Source organism: Burkholderia sp. AU33423 (assembly GCF_002223135.1).
Taxonomy (GTDB): Bacteria; Pseudomonadota; Gammaproteobacteria; order Burkholderiales; family Burkholderiaceae; genus Burkholderia; species Burkholderia lata_D.
On the sequence record NZ_NKFH01000007.1, the window covers coordinates 1,906,222 to 1,920,885 of the forward strand.

Annotated in this window: 14 protein-coding genes; 7 read left to right on the top strand and 7 right to left on the bottom strand. The window is 66.8% G+C overall.

Annotated elements, in window-relative coordinates:
- Nucleotides 1–35: 35 nt before the first annotated feature.
- From CFB50_RS27205 to CFB50_RS40215, 4 genes are all read right to left on the bottom strand, one after another.
- The gene (locus CFB50_RS27205; RefSeq protein WP_089447843.1) at nt 36–1,169 is read right to left on the bottom strand and encodes a transporter substrate-binding and LysM peptidoglycan-binding domain-containing protein; all 1,134 of its coding nucleotides are present in this window, start codon (nt 1,167–1,169) and stop codon (nt 36–38) included.
- A gap of 20 nt (nt 1,170–1,189) precedes the next feature.
- The gene (locus CFB50_RS27210) at nt 1,190–1,963 is read right to left on the bottom strand and encodes a hypothetical protein (RefSeq protein WP_046548017.1); all 774 of its coding nucleotides are present in this window, start codon (nt 1,961–1,963) and stop codon (nt 1,190–1,192) included.
- Nucleotides 1,964–2,635: 672 nt separating this feature from the next.
- Nucleotides 2,636–3,538, bottom strand: coding sequence for a LysR substrate-binding domain-containing protein (locus CFB50_RS27215; protein ID WP_069251775.1), 903 nt, complete (start codon nt 3,536–3,538; stop codon nt 2,636–2,638).
- Nucleotides 3,531–3,659, bottom strand: coding sequence for a hypothetical protein (locus tag CFB50_RS40215; RefSeq protein ID WP_256979300.1), 129 nt, complete (start codon nt 3,657–3,659; stop codon nt 3,531–3,533). The genes CFB50_RS27215 and CFB50_RS40215 overlap by 8 nt, the downstream gene beginning before the upstream one ends.
- Between CFB50_RS40215 and CFB50_RS27220 the strand changes: the two genes are divergently transcribed.
- Both CFB50_RS27220 and CFB50_RS27225 read left to right on the top strand, forming a co-directional pair.
- Complete coding sequence (locus tag CFB50_RS27220) at nt 3,652–4,590, top strand: 2-hydroxyacid dehydrogenase (protein WP_089447844.1); 939 nt, start codon at nt 3,652–3,654, stop codon at nt 4,588–4,590. The two genes, CFB50_RS40215 and CFB50_RS27220, sit on opposite strands and share 8 nt — an antisense overlap.
- Nucleotides 4,591–4,663: 73 nt before the next feature.
- Nucleotides 4,664–6,028, top strand: a complete 1,365-nt coding sequence (locus tag CFB50_RS27225; RefSeq protein ID WP_089447845.1) for an MFS transporter — start codon at nt 4,664–4,666, stop codon at nt 6,026–6,028.
- A gap of 49 nt (nt 6,029–6,077) precedes the next feature.
- Here CFB50_RS27225 and CFB50_RS27230 read toward each other — a convergent pair whose 3' ends face one another.
- Nucleotides 6,078–7,046: a LysR family transcriptional regulator gene (locus CFB50_RS27230; RefSeq protein WP_069251777.1), complete on the bottom strand. Its 969-nt coding sequence runs from the start codon at nt 7,044–7,046 to the stop codon at nt 6,078–6,080.
- A gap of 363 nt (nt 7,047–7,409) precedes the next feature.
- Between CFB50_RS27230 and CFB50_RS27235 the strand changes: the two genes are divergently transcribed.
- From CFB50_RS27235 to CFB50_RS27250, 4 genes are all read left to right on the top strand, one after another.
- Nucleotides 7,410–8,585: an HPP family protein gene (locus CFB50_RS27235; protein ID WP_089447846.1), complete on the top strand. Its 1,176-nt coding sequence runs from the start codon at nt 7,410–7,412 to the stop codon at nt 8,583–8,585.
- Nucleotides 8,586–8,716: 131 nt separating this feature from the next.
- A complete protein-coding gene (locus CFB50_RS27240; RefSeq protein WP_089447847.1) occupies nt 8,717–9,130 on the top strand; it encodes a MarR family winged helix-turn-helix transcriptional regulator in 414 nt (137 codons plus the stop codon).
- A gap of 20 nt (nt 9,131–9,150) precedes the next feature.
- Nucleotides 9,151–10,938 carry a chloride channel protein gene (locus CFB50_RS27245; RefSeq protein ID WP_089447848.1) on the top strand — a complete coding sequence of 596 codons (1,788 nt, stop codon included), beginning with the start codon at nt 9,151–9,153 and terminating at the stop codon, nt 10,936–10,938.
- A gap of 456 nt (nt 10,939–11,394) precedes the next feature.
- A complete protein-coding gene (locus CFB50_RS27250; RefSeq protein ID WP_021162025.1) occupies nt 11,395–11,730 on the top strand; it encodes a hypothetical protein in 336 nt (111 codons plus the stop codon).
- A gap of 90 nt (nt 11,731–11,820) precedes the next feature.
- On the opposite strand, the gene ppnP is transcribed toward CFB50_RS27250, so the two are convergent.
- Complete coding sequence (gene ppnP / locus CFB50_RS27255; RefSeq protein WP_006478890.1) at nt 11,821–12,141, bottom strand: pyrimidine/purine nucleoside phosphorylase; 321 nt, start codon at nt 12,139–12,141, stop codon at nt 11,821–11,823.
- A gap of 209 nt (nt 12,142–12,350) precedes the next feature.
- Nucleotides 12,351–13,253 carry a LysR substrate-binding domain-containing protein gene (locus CFB50_RS27260; RefSeq protein ID WP_069251781.1) on the bottom strand — a complete coding sequence of 301 codons (903 nt, stop codon included), beginning with the start codon at nt 13,251–13,253 and terminating at the stop codon, nt 12,351–12,353.
- A gap of 182 nt (nt 13,254–13,435) precedes the next feature.
- Between CFB50_RS27260 and CFB50_RS27265 the strand changes: the two genes are divergently transcribed.
- Complete coding sequence (locus CFB50_RS27265; protein ID WP_089447849.1) at nt 13,436–14,620, top strand: M20 aminoacylase family protein; 1,185 nt, start codon at nt 13,436–13,438, stop codon at nt 14,618–14,620.
- Nucleotides 14,621–14,664 lie beyond the last annotated feature (44 nt).

The following is a 14,664-nucleotide window of genomic DNA, read 5'->3' on the forward strand; positions in this document are numbered from 1 at the left end:
TCCCTTCAGCTTCCTTCGTTCACGTCGCGCCGCCGTTACCGCACCGGAATCACCAGATGCTGGCCCGCCAGGATCAGGTTCGGGTTGGCGAGGTTGTTGCGGCGTTGAATCTCGCGATAGCGCTGGCCGCTGCCGAGCTTGCTCGCGGCGATCAGGTTCAGCGTGTCGCCCGCCTTCACCACGTACGTGTGCTCGCCCGACGCGGCCGCGGTCGTCACCGCCTGGTCGCTGACGAAGTACTTGCGCAGCAAGTCGAGATACTGCGGCGACTGCTTGAGCTTCGCGATCGCGGCGTTCAGGTAGATCAGCAGATCCTGGTCGTCGGCGCGCACGCCTATCTTGTACGCGATGTTCGAGCCGTCGAGCTTGGTCACCGCGAACTTCAGGTCGGTGTTCTTGATCGAGCTGACCGCGAACGGATAGTCGTAGATGAACGCGTCGACCGTATGGCCGTCGATGCTCTTCGCGATGAAGGCCGGATCGGAATCGTCGACCTCGACGAACTTCATGTTCGGGTACTGGCGCGTGACGAACGCACGCACGTCCGGGTCACCCTTCAGGATGCCGACCGTCTTGCCCGCGAGATCGTCGGTCGAGCGGATCGCCGAGCCCTGCCGCACGATCAGCGAGTAGCCGAAATCGTCGACGTACGGCACCGAATAGACGACGCCCGACGGTGTGTTGTCCGGGAACGTCAGCCCGTCCATCGCCACGTCGACCACGTGGTTCCCCTTCGCGTCCGTATCGAGGAGTTGCTTCGGGACGCCCGGGTACGTGTCGACCTCGTGACGCGTATCGACGACGACCGGCTTGCCGCCGTGCGAGAACGACGGATCCGCGAACAGCAGCCGTGCGAATTCGACGTTGAAGCCGTGCGGCGTGCCCTTGTCCTCGCCGAAGAACGGTTCGCTCGGATTCTGCACGGAGATCCGCACGATGCCGTTTTCGGCGATCGATTTCAGCGCGCTGGCCTGCGGCGTGAAGCCGGCCGGCAGCACGTTGGACGACGGCGACGTCTGCGTGGACGGGCCGCTGTCGCCACCTTGCGCGGACGTCGAGGCCGGGGGCGCGTCGTGCGCGGGAATCAGCGTCGACAGGCCGCCCTGATGCACGATCCATACGCCGACGAGCACGACCAGAAATGCGATGGCGCCAAGCAATTTTTTCATGGTTGCGAACCTGCAGGAAGTTATTGTTGTTTCGACGGCAGTTGCGCGGGGGTCGTCGCATCGAGCCCGGGCGCGTGCGGCGCGTTCATCACCGCCTGCTGCTGTGCCTGCTTGACCTCGGGGTTATCCATCAGCGACGTCTCCATTTCGGAGAACGCCTTGTTGACCGAGCGCATCACCGAATCCACGGCCACGTCGGTCTTGATCTGTTCGAACGTGTCGGACGCCTGCCGGCCCGCGAGCTTGTTCATCTGCTGCGCGGCCTGCGACATGTCCCACATCGCCTTCGCACGATCGATCGCCGATGCGAAGTTCTTCAGTTCGGCCTGCACCTGCTTGTAACGCCCCTCGCGAAACGAGAGCAGCTGCTTCATCGTGTCGAGCTGCTGCCGGAAGCGCGGCGCATCGTCCGGATACTGCTTCTCGAACAGCTCCGTCTTGTTCTCGAAGTTCTTCACCTCGGTGCGGAACGCCGTGATGCTGTCCGCGAATTTCTGGGCCGCCTGGCGCTTTTCCGCGAGCTGGTTGATCAGCGTCTCGATCGGATTGGCCTGCGCCTCCTGGACGATCATCTTCACCTTCTGGTTCGCGAACTTCATCGCGACGACCGGCGCGAAATAGATCGCGCCGAGGCCGATCACGCCCGCCGTGACGAGCGCGATCACCCCCTTCAGGATGAACAACGCCGCCGGTGCCGCGATCGCGACGCCGGCGATGATGATCGCCCACTTGATCAGCTTGACCTTGCCACTCCCCGAACTGCCGTTTGCTTCTTCATTCGAAAGCTGCGACATGAGTTTTTCTCCTTGAACCTCGAACCGAACTGCTTGCGTTTGCCTTTTCAGGCTCAATCGAAATGCTTCGGACTCCGGTGCCGCCGGGCAGTCAGGCAAGCCGGCGGCGCAACACAAGGATGGGCGCGACGGACGTCACGAGACGCCGGTGTAGGCGCCGTTCAGGATGCGGTGATGAGGAGCGGCAGACGGCGCTGCGATGCGGCGCGCCGGACGGGCGCCGTTCATCGTCGCGGCTCGCGCGCGGACGGGAAAGTGTACCGATGCACGGTACGAAACGGGATGACGGATACGTGACGCGACAGGCGTCGGGGGAAGCGTGGTTCCGGCGGGCCGACAAACGCGGGGCCGGTATTCCGGTACGAGTGCGTAAAGGCTCATCGTTGTTCTTCTGCGTATCGCGGGTGCAGGAACCGCGCGGCCGGCGCGTCCCGCTCCAAATGCACGGACGTATCCTGCGCCGACCGGCATGCAGCGTCAAGCAGTTGTCGCAGTGCAGCGAAGCTGCCGCGTTCCTCCGTTGGAACACCGGCAGCGAACCAGCTTTCAGCACGGTAAGGATTCGCAGGACTGCGACCTGTCGCGCTCGGTCAGGATTGCTTGGCATCGCTTGCGCAAGCTTCCGGATTGAAAGCTTGTCACATCGCACGTCCGTATCCCGGGCGTATGCCGTTACGCACCGCCGTGCTCCTGCGCGAGAAACCGCTCGACCATCGCGTTGAACACCGGCAGCGCCGGATTGTCGTTGTCCGCGCGCCACGCGAGATACAGTTCGGCCGCCACGTCGGCGCCCGCCAGCGGCCGGAACACCACGCCGTCGACATGCAGTTCGCGCGCCGACGCCGGCACGAGCGCGGCGCCGAGCCCCGCGCGCACGAGGCCGAGGATCGTATGCGTCTGCCCGACATAATGCAGGTAGTTCGGCAGCCGTCCCGCGTTCGCGAACAGGCCCGAGATCAGGTCGTGGAAGTACTTCCCCTCGTTCGGCGAATACGCGATGAACGGTTGCCGGTCGAGATCGTCGGGGCCGATGCGCTCGCATGCGGCGAGCGGCGCGCCCTCCGCTACCGCGACCAGCATCGGCTCGCGCTGCACGAGCCGGTATTCGAGCGGCTGGCGCGCGGCACGCTGGCGCACGAAGCCCGCGTCGAGCATCCGCGACGCCAGCGCATCGATCTGCACGGTCGACACCATCTCGCGCAATTCGATGTCGACGTCCGGCAGCGCGTGCGCGGCATGCGCGAGCAGCATCGGGATCATCCGGTATGCGCTGACCGCCGTGAAGCCGAGCGTGATACGGCCGGCGCCGCCATGTGCCACGCGCTGCGCGGCCTGCTCGGCCCGTGCGGAGAATTCGAGGATGTGCCGCGCGTCGCGCAGAAACCGCTCGCCGGCCGCGGTCAGGCTGACCTGCCGGCTGCTGCGTTCGAGCAGCGCGATGCCGAGCGCATGCTCGAGCAGCTGGATCTGCCGGCTGAGCGGCGGCTGAGTCATGAAGAGCCGCCGCGCCGCGCGACCGAAATGCAGTTCCTCGGCGACCGCGACGAAGCAGCGAAGCTGGTGCAGTTCAATCATCCAATTCTTGAATCAATCGATAGTCTTTTGATGTTAGACCGATATCGATGCGATTTCTATACTCGGTTGCACCTGATGCACGGCCCGCGCCGCGCACGACGACCGAGACCTTCATGACCATCGACATCCTCCTCACCCAGCCGCTCCCCGACACCATCGACGCCGAACTGTCCGCCCGTTACGCGGTACACCGGCTGTATGCGGCCGAGCAGCCGGACGCACTGCTCGATCGCGTGGCCGCACGCATTCTCGGTGTCGTGACCGGCGGCGCGAACGGCCTGTCCGCCGCGCTGATGGACCGGCTGCCCGCGCTCGAGATCGTCGCGATCAGCGGCATCGGCACCGACGCCGTCGATCTCGACCGCGCGCGGGCACGCGGCATCCACGTGACGACGACGCCCGACGTGCTGACCGACGACGTCGCCGACATGGCGATGGGGCTGATCCTGATGACGCTGCGCGATCTCGGTGCCGGCGAGCGCATCGTGCGTGCCGGCCGCTGGGGCAAGACGGCCCAGCCGCTCGCGACGCAGGTGACCGGCAAGCGGCTCGGCATCGTCGGGCTGGGCCGCGTCGGCCGCGCGATCGCGCAGCGCGCGCAGGCGTTCCGGATGCCGGTCAGCTACTTCGGCCCGCGCGAGCATCGCAACAGCGGCTATCGCTTCGTGCCCGACCTCGCCGCGCTCGCGCGCGACTGCGAGGTACTCGTGATCGCGGCATCGGCCGATCACGGCAACGTACTCGTGACCGCCGACGTGCTCGCCGCGCTCGGCCACAAAGGATTCCTGATCAATGTTGCGCGCGGCAAGCTGGTCGACGAAGCCGCGCTCATTCGCGCGCTCGCCGACGGCACGATCGCCGGCGCCGGCCTCGACGTATTCGCGAACGAACCGCAGGTGCCGGCCGAGTTGCTCGAGCTCGACCGCGTCGTCGTGCAGCCGCACCGTGCGAGCGCGACCCGCGAAACGCGCGAAGAGATGGGCCGGATCGTGCTCGCCAACCTCGCCGCGTGCTTCGCGGGCCAGCGCCCGCCGACCAGCGTCACGCGCTGATCACCGCGCACCGCACGGCTGCCCCTCGTTACAACACCGGATGCCTCCGCTCGACGGAGGCCAGGAGACACGCATGCCCAACCGATCCAGCGGCGCCGCCCTTGCCGCGTCACCCGCCGCCTCACGCACGATCGGCCGCGTCCGCTATGCGGTCCTCGCGCTGATTTTCGCGGTCACCGTCATCAATTATGCGGATCGCGCGACGATGTCGATCGCCGGCACCGGCGTCGCGCACGACCTCGGGCTGACGCCCGTGCAGCTCGGCATCGTCTTTTCCGCGTTCGCGTGGGCCTACGCGATCGGCCAGATCCCGGGCGGCTGGTTGCTCGACCGCTTCGGCGCACGGCGCGTGTACGGCCTGAGCCTGCTGCTGTGGTCGGTCTTTACGATGCTGCAGGGCACGGTCGGCTGGCTCGCCGTGCAAGGCGCGTCCGCCACGCTCGCGCTGTTCGTCATGCGCTTCATGCTCGGCCTCGTCGAATCGCCGGCGTTTCCGGCCAACTCGAGAATCGTCGCGTGCTGGTTCCCGACCGCCGAACGCGGCACGGCATCGGCCCTGTTCAATTCGGCGCAGTACATGGCCGTCGTGCTGTTCACGCCCGCGATGGCGTGGCTCACGCATGCGCTCGGCTGGGAGCACGTGTTCCTGTGGATGGGGATGCTCGGCGTCGCGCTCGCCGCGCTGTGGTTCGCGTGGTATCGCGAGCCGCACGGCCACCCGCGCGTGAGCGACGCGGAGCGCGACTACCTGCGCGCGCACGGCGCGCTCGTCGATCTCGAAGCGAACCGCGTGCGCCATCGGCCGCGCGTGTCGTGGCATGACGTGTCGCAACTGTTCCGCCACCGGAACCTGTGGGCGATCTACGTCGGCCAGTACTGCATCACGGCGCTCACCTACTTCTTCATCACGTGGTTCCCGATCTACCTGATCAAGGGGCGCGGGATGACGATCATGGAGGCCGGCTGGGTCGCCGCGCTGCCGGCGATCTGCGGCTTCACGGGCGGCGTGCTCGGCGGCGTGCTGTCGGACTGGCTGATCCGGCGCGGCATGCATCCGTCGAAGGCGCGCAAGACGCCGTTCGTCGTGGGGATGGCGATGGCGACGCTGCTCGTGCTTGCGAACGGCGCATCGTCGAATGCAGTCGTGATCGCGCTGATGACGATCGCGTTCTTCGGCAAGGGGCTCGCGGCGGTCGGCTGGGCCGTGCTCGCCGACACGGCGCCGGAAGGGATGGTCGGACTGAGCGGCGGCGTGTTCAACGGCCTCGGCAACATCGCCGGGATCGTCACGCCGCTGGTGATTGGCTATTTCGTCGCCCGCACCGGCTCGTTCGCCGGCGCATTGTGGTTCGTCGCCGCGCACGGGCTGATCGGCATTGCCGCCTACGGATGGCTCGCGGGCCGCTTCGAGCGGATTCGCATCGCGCCGCGCGCATGAACCGCGCCGCGGCCCGTGCGCTTCGCGCGGCGCACGCCCGCGCGGATCGTCACGCGCGCTTGCGGCCGCCCGTCGCCAGTTCGGTCGTCAGCCGGTCGAGTTCGCGCAGGTCGTTCTCCAGCGCGGGCGTGAGCGTCGTGCGCAGGTGGTCGAGGAACGTGCGGATCTTCGCGTCGAGATAGCGGCGCGTCGCGTAGACGGCATACACGCTCACCGTCTGCAGCCGGTACTCGGGCAGCACGCGGATCAGCCGCCCTTCGCGGATGTCGTCGAGCACCGTATACAGCGCGACGCACGCGATCCCGCGCCCCGCGCGCACCGCGACGCACAGCGCGTCCGGCACGTTGACCTGGAACGGCGCGGGCTGCAGCTCATAGACGGCCTCCTCGCCATCGCTGCGCTCGAGCCGCCATTCGCCGGCCGGCGATGCCGGCGTATCGAGGCGCAGGCACACGTGGTTCGGCAATTCGTCGGGCGACTGCGGCGTGCCGTGGCGCGCCAGGTATTCTCGCGATGCGACGAGTACGCTGCAGCTCGTGCCGCAGGTCTGCGCGACATAGCCCGAATCGGGCAGTTGCGACGCCGTCACGATCGATACGTCATAGCCCTCCTCGACGAGATTCGGCATCCGCTGCGCGAGCGTCAGCTCGACCGACACGTCGGGGTTGTCCTCCTGGTAGCGGACGATCGACGACACGACATGACTCTGCCCGAGCCCCGTCATCGCATGGATGCGCATCTTGCCGCTCGGCCGCAGCAATGCATTGCGCGCCTCCGCGTTCGCGTAGTCGATTTCGGCGAGGATCGATTTCGCGCGCTCGAAATAGCGTTCGCCGCTTTCGGTGAGGCCGAGGTGGCGCGTCGTGCGATGCAGCAGCCGCGTCTGTACGTGCGCTTCGAGATTCGATACCGCGCGCGATACCTGCGCGGTGGTCGCGTCGATTTCCTTCGCGACCGCAGTAAAACTGCCGGCTTCGACAACGCGCACGAACAGGCGCATGTTTTCGAGCATGTCCATTGAATTGGCTTGGGGAGAGTCAGTGGGGAGGCGTCGGCAGCGCTCGCGTCAGGTGGGGAACGGAACGCAGCCGCGAACCACGTCGAATCGATCACCGTGCCGGGAGAAAGGCGGGAGAGCGGGCATCGCGTACGGGGTTCTGGCATGACGGGGGATTCAGTGGCCCGAATTGTACGCCGCTGCAGACAAATTTGCGCGATTGCCCGGCCCGCAAACTTTCATTCCACGAAAGGTTTTTGCAAGCAATGCGCGTCGCGCGCGTGCAACGGCTTGATGCAGCGCGACAATTTGTATCACAACGCGATATAATTCGCGGCTCGTCGCTGCGCGCATCCGCGCCGTCACCTTTACCGCTTACCGTCCATGTCGTCAGGCTCCCCTTCGTCGCGTCGCACGTTGCGGCAATGGCTGCACAGCTTCATTCCCCATCCGATGTCGCTGGGCTGGCGCGAGCGCCTGCGCTCGTGCATGGGTGCGCTCGTCGGTATCGCGACGGTCGGCGCGACGATGCGGCTGCTGCCTGGCGTGCCGGGCCTCGTGCCGCTGCTCGTCGCGCCGATGGGCGCATCGGCCGTGCTGCTGTTCGCGGTGCCGGCGAGCCCGCTCGCGCAACCGTGGTCGATCATCGGCGGCAATCTCGTCGCGGCGACGGTCGGGGTCGCGTGCGCGCAATGGATCGCCGATCCGATCACGGCCGCCGCGGTCGCGATCGCGTGCGCGATCGGCGGCATGTTCGTGCTGCGCTGCGTACACCCGCCGTCGGGCGCCGTCGCGCTCACGGCCGTGGTCGGCGGCCCAGCGATCCATTCGCTCGGGTTCAGCTTCGTGCTGGAGCCGATCGCGCTGCAATCGGTCATCCTGCTCTCGGCCGCGCTCGCGTATCACGCGCTGACCGGGCACCGCTACCCGCATGGCGGCGTGCGCCCCGAAGCGAAACCGCAGGCAGGCGCCGCCGCACCGGCGCGCGGCGGCTTCACGCGCGGCGACCTCGATGCGGTGCTGAAGCGCCGCGGCGAATGGCTCGACGTCGATCCGGACGATCTCGAAGCGCTGCTGCGCGAAACCGAGATGCAAGCCTATACGCGCACGTTCGGCCAACTCTCGTGTGCCGACCTGATGACGAAGAACGCCATTGAAGTCGCGCCGTCGACGTCCGTGACGGCCGCGCTCACGCTACTCGACCGCCATCGTGTGAAAGCGCTGCCGGTCGTCGACGGCGAAGGCCGCCTGACCGGCATCGTCACGCGCGCCGACCTCACGCGCCAGCTGCGCCGCCCGACCCCGCTGTGGCAACGCCTGTCGGCACGGCTGCCGCAATCGTTCGGCGGCCAGCCGGCGAGCGTCGCCACTGTGATGACGCGCGACGTCGCGTGCGTGCCGGAAACGATGCCAATCACCGCGCTCGTCCCGCTGTTTACGCATTCGGGCCACCACCACATTCCGGTCGTCGATGCATCGCGCCGGCTCGTCGGGATCATTACCCAGACGGATCTCGTCACGGGCCTTTATCGGCAGACGCAAATGCGCGAGGCCGCGTAACGCATGCGGCGCACGTAACGCCATGTAACGGCCAGTGCAGCGCGGAGTGCGTTCTGCTCGCCAAAATTCGGCCATTTATATCATGTTGTGATATATTTTATGCCACCGAAACTGACTGTCCGACCGCCCCGATGAACGATACACCACGCGCACTGGCGAAAAGCGATTTCCAGCAACTCTCCGAGTTTCGCTACCAGATGCGCCGCTTCGAGCGCTTCTCCGAACGCGCCGCGCAAAGCGAAGGCGTGACGCCGCTGCAATACCTGCTGCTGCTGCACATCAAGGGCTATCCGCATCGCGAATGGGCGACCATCGGCGAACTCGCGGAACGCCTGCAGGCGCAGCATCACGGCGTCGTCGCGCTGGTCACGCGCTGCGAAGCGCTCGGCCTCGTGAAGCGCAAGACGAGCGAAGCGGACCGCCGGCAGGTCGAGGTCCACCTCGAGCAAGCCGGCGAAACGCTGCTCGCGCGTCTCGCGGCCATGCATCGCGCCGAGCTGAAGTCGCTCAAGGACACGTTCCAGGTTCCCCAGATCGATTACTGACCCCTGCTCTTTCCACTCCGATGAACGCACCACACAAACGCGATTTCGCGACCAACGATCGCCTGCCCAGGATCGCGTTGCTCGCCGCCGGGATCGGCCTGCTCAGCACGCTGGCCGCATTCGTGCTGTTGAGCCTGATCCACCTGTTCACGAACCTGTTCTTCTACCAGCAGTTCTCGTTCGCCGACCGCTCGCCGGCGAGCAACGCGCTGGGCGCATGGGTAATCGTCGTGCCGGTGATCGGCGGGCTGATCGTGGGGTTGATGGCGCGTTTCGGTTCGGAAAAGATCCGCGGCCACGGCATTCCCGAAGCGATCGAGGCGATCCTGTTCGGCAAGAGCCGCATGTCGCCGAAGGTCGCGATCCTCAAGCCGCTGTCGTCCGGCGTCGTGATCGGCAGCGGCGGCCCGTTCGGTGCCGAAGGCCCGATCATCATGACGGGTGGCGCGCTCGGCTCGCTGATCGCGCAGTGCGTGCACGTCACGGCCGCCGAGCGCAAGACGCTGCTCGTCGCCGGTGCGGCCGCCGGCATGACGGCCGTGTTCGGCACGCCGGTCGCCGCCGTGCTGCTCGCGGTCGAACTGCTGCTGTTCGAATGGCGTCCGCGCAGTTTCCTGCCGGTCGCACTCGCCTGCGCGGTGGCCGGTTTCGCCCGCGCCGTGTTCTTCGGCGTCGATCCGCTGTTTCCGTTGACTACGGCCGCACCGACGCCCGTCGCGCTGCTGTCGTGCATGGTCGCGGGCCTGCTGTCGGGCATGCTCGCGTGCGGCCTGTCGGCAGCGCTGTATCGTGTGGAGGACACCTTCGCGAAGCTGCCGGTGCACTGGATGTGGTGGCCCGCGCTCGGCGCGATCGTGATCGGCATCGGCGGCTGGCTCGAGCCGCGCGCGCTCGGCGTCGGCTATGACGTGATCGGCGACCTGCTGCATCAGCACATCGCGCTGAAGATCGCGCTCGCGCTGTTGATCGTGAAGGCCGTGATGTGGGTGATCGCGCTCGGCTCGGGCACGTCGGGCGGCGTGCTCGCCCCGCTGCTGATGCTCGGCGCCGGCCTCGGCACCGTGTTGTCGCCGATGCTGCCGGGCGGCGACCCGGCGCTGTGGCCGCTCGTCTGCATGGCCGCGACGCTCGGCGCCACGCTTGGCGCCCCGCTGACCGCGATCGTGTTCGCGTTCGGCCTCACGCACGACGTGAATGCACTGCTGCCGCTGCTCGCGGCGACGCTCGTCGCGCACGGTTTCGCGACCATCGTGATGAAGCGCTCGATCATGACGGAAAAAATCGCACGTCGCGGCTATCACATCTATCGCGAATACGGCGTCGATCCGCTCGAGCGGCACGACATCGGCGAAGTGATGACGTCGACCGACCTGCTCGTCGCGATCGACGGCGCAGCGACGCTCGATGCCGTCGAGTCGCAGTACTTCGGCGCGAAGCAGACGCACCGTGCGTACCCGGTCGTGCAGAACGGCCGCCTGCTCGGCCTCGTCGATCGCGCGACGCTCGATGCGCAGCGCGCACAGGCCGCGGCCGACACGCCGATCGCAGACGCATTCGCCAACCGCGCGCCTGCGGTCGCGCAGGCGCACGAAACGTGCCGCGTCGTCGCGTCGCGACTCGCGATGCTCGGCCTCGAACGCCTGCCCGTCGTCGCCGACGAGCAATCGCTGCGCATCACCGGCATCGTGTCGCGCAGCGACCTGATCAAGCCCGCCCTCCAGCACTTCGACGACGAACAGAAGCGCGAGCGCTTCCGCCCGATCGTCGCGGCCAACCTGCGCGACATCGGCACGCGCAAGGCCGGCTGACCCACCGCGCGGCGCGGCACCCTCGCATCACCGCTTCCGCTCGATGCGGCACGCCCTCGCGTGCCGCATCGCACCTGCCCATTCTCGTGTTTAAAGTTGGTTAACAATTCGACTGACGAAAGTTTGTCATCATGGTGCTCATGCGACGGGGCCATCAATCAGCCATTCCACTTCGCGATCAAATAAAGAGTAGCGGCACGGCATGCACACGCATGCCGATCGCCGCGACCGGCACCACACGACCGGGCAGCGCGTCGACCACGCAGCGCATGACGTCGTGCCGCACACGATGCATGCCGCGCCGCAGCAAAGTGCACAGCATCGGAGCCGCCGTTTGGCAAGCGCGTTAACAACTTGTTTCGGAATAGCCGGAACCGTGCTCGCCCGATGCGATCTCACTGTTACGCAGTCCTGCTGCGCATCCCACTCAATCAATCACGACTCGAGGGAGATAACGTGAACGCGAAATACTTACCACTCATCGCATTGACCGTGGCATTTTCTGCTCATGCAGCCGATTCTGCCCTGCAAAACGTGGGACAAAGCCAGAAACCCGCCGACCAGGTCGCGCAATGCATCGCCAAGACCTGGGCCGACAAGTCACAGCAACAAGTGACGTCGCAGTATGAACTCGCGAACGGCCTCGCCATGGCCGTGTATGCGCCGGGCCAGCAGCCGCCGAATGGCGCCGCGGCCGTCGTGCGCCCGGCCAACGCCGCCAATGCGAAGACCTGGGTGGGTTTCCGCGGTGGCGATGCATCGTCGGCCGGCGACATCAACGCCTGCCTGTAACGAGAACAGGCGCTTCGGATGGCCTTGCGCCATCCGCTTGCGACAAGCCCCGCTTCGGCGGGGCTTTTCTTTTTGCAGCGCGGTTGCGTGTTACAGGTAGCTGCAGACGTAATCAAGCGTCTCGAGCACTTCGATGTCGAAGCGGCTCTTGCCCGGCACCGAGAACGATTCGCCGGCGCCGTAGGTCTGCCATTCGCTGCTGCCGTCGAGCTTCACGCGGCACTTGCCTGCCTGCACTTCCATCAATTCGGGGGCGTCCGTGCCGAAGTTGAGCGCGCACGGCAGGATCACGCCGAGCGTCTTGCGCGTGCCGTCCGGGAAGAGCACGGTATGCGACACGCACTTGCCGTCGAAATAGACGTTCGCGCGCTTGACGACCGATACGTTGTCGAATTGGGTTGCACTGGTCATGAAATGCCTCTGATTGCTGGATGCCGGATGGCGATGTGGTTGGAGGCCGGCCGAAGCGGCGGGCCGGCCGCTATGATACCGGCTCGCGCGGCATGCGCCCGAATGGCGTGCCCGCGGCGCAAGCCACGTGCCCGCCGGATGATGACAATGCCGCACGGATAATCGTCAGGATGACGATGTATTGAAGATCGCCCACCGCGGGCACCGGCTCACCGCAGCCCCTTGCGCCGCGCGGAATCGCGCAGGCAGTCGAGCAGCATCGCCGCTGCCGGTGTCAGCGGGCTGTCGCGGCGCGTGATGACCTGCACCGAGACGCCCGGCAGGCGCTCGCGGATCGGCAGCACCGCGAGCTGGTCGCGCGCCCACTCGGCCTGCAACAATTGCTCGGGCATCGACGCGATCAGGTCGCATTCCATCATCAAACTGCGCGCGAGCCCGAAGCTCGGGCATTCGACGACACGCGCCGGCACCGGCAGCCCGTAGGCGACGAACGAATTGAACAGCACCTGCGTCGAGCTTTCCGGCGACGGGTTCATCAGCCAGTCGGCTTCGACGAGATCGGCGAGCGACGTGGCCGATGCGAGCGGATGCCCCTTGCGCGCGACGATCAGCGACCGGCTCGCATAGAGCTCCGCGTGATCGAATTCGGCCGCCAGCAGTTCGGGCACGACGACGGCCACCGCGAAATCGAGCGAGCCATCGTGCAGGCGCGGCAGCGCGACGCCCGGAAACCCTTCGATCAGGTTGACGCGCGCGACCGGGAAGCGGCGCCGGAATGCGCGAAACGCGTCGGGCAGGATCGTCACCGCGGCGGCCGGCGTGATCGCCGCCGCGACCGAGCCCGTCATCGCGCCCTGCGCCTGCTCGATGTCGTCGCGGGCGCGCTGCATTTCGGCGACGATCAGCCGCGCGCGCACCTGCAACTGCTGGCCGAACGCGGTGAGCTGCACGCCGCGCGCGGTGCGCACGACGAGCGACACGCCGAGCGCGAGCTCCAGCTCCTTGACCGCCTTCGTCAGCGCCGCCGGCGACACGTTCAGGCGCCGCGCGGCCGCGCGAATGCTCCCCTCTTCCGCGACGGTGACGAACGCTTTCAGCTGATGGTATTTCATGGCGGCGACGCGTGATCCGTGGAAACCCTGTGCTGCGCGGCGCAAGCCAGCTCAGGGTATTCCCGAGCGGCAACCGGTGGTGAGCACCAAAGCAATTTATCAGCTTCTGGTACACAAAAGAAATTTATATGCTTGCTCGTCATAGGTGCGTCAAACGCCCCACCTGCCCCACAGGAGAGACCATGCTGCAAGCCGTGAACCCCGTCATCCCCGGTATCGCCGCGATCGCACCCGAGCTGGTCGAAGTGCGTCGCCGCATCCACGCTCACCCCGAGCTCGCATTCGAGGAAACGCTCACGAGCGATCTCGTCGCCGAGCTGCTCACCGGTTGGGGTTATGACGTGCATCGCGGCATCGGCAAGACGGGGGTGGTCGGCGTGCTGCGCGAAGGGCAAAGCACGCGCACGGTCGGGCTGCGCGCCGACATGGATGCGCTGCCGCTCGCGGAAGCCACGGGCCTGCCGTACGCGAGCCGCCATGCGAACAAGATGCATGCATGCGGCCACGACGGTCACACGGCGATGCTGCTGTGCGCGGCGCGCCACCTCGCGGCCACGCGTCAGTTCTCCGGCACGCTGAACCTGATCTTCCAGCCGGCCGAGGAGAACTTCGGCGGCGCGAAGGCGATGATGGACGACGGCCTGTTCGACCGCTTTCCGTGCGACGCGATCTTCGCCATCCACAACATGCCGGGCCGCGCGGCCGGCGACATGGCCTTCCGCACCGGCTCCGCGATGGCGTCGGCCGACCGCGTGACGATCACGCTGCGCGGTGTCGGCGGCCACGGCGCGATGCCGCATTTCGCACGCGATCCGATGTCGGCCGCGGGCAGCATCATGGTCGCGCTGCAGACGATCGTCGCACGCGAGGTCGATGCGCAGCATGCGGCCGTGATCACGGTCGGCAGCGTGCAGGCCGGCGAGACGTTCAACATCATTCCCGAAACCGTCACGATGAAGCTGTCAGTGCGCGCGCTGAACGCCGACGTGCGCGCGCTGCTCGCGCGCCGCATCGAAGCACTCGCGAAAGGCCAGGCGGAAAGCTTCGGCGTCACGGCGGAAGTCGACTACGACTACGGCTACCCGGTGCTCGTCAATCACGCGGAGCCGACCGCGTTCGCGGCCGACATCGCGCGCCAGATGCTCGGCGCAGAACGTGTCGAAACCGACGCCGCGCCGTTGATGGGCAGCGAGGATTTCGCGTTCATGCTCGAAGCGCGCCCCGGCTGCTATGCGTTCATCGGCAACGGGATCGGCAGCAAGGGCGGCTGCATGGTGCACAACCCCGGCTACGACTTCAACGACGACATCCTCGCGATCGGCGCGAGCTACTGGGTTCGCATCGCCGAAGCCTGGCTCGCGGCCTGACGGCCCTTCATCCCATCGTTTCGCGCCCAACCGGGGAGCCCCAC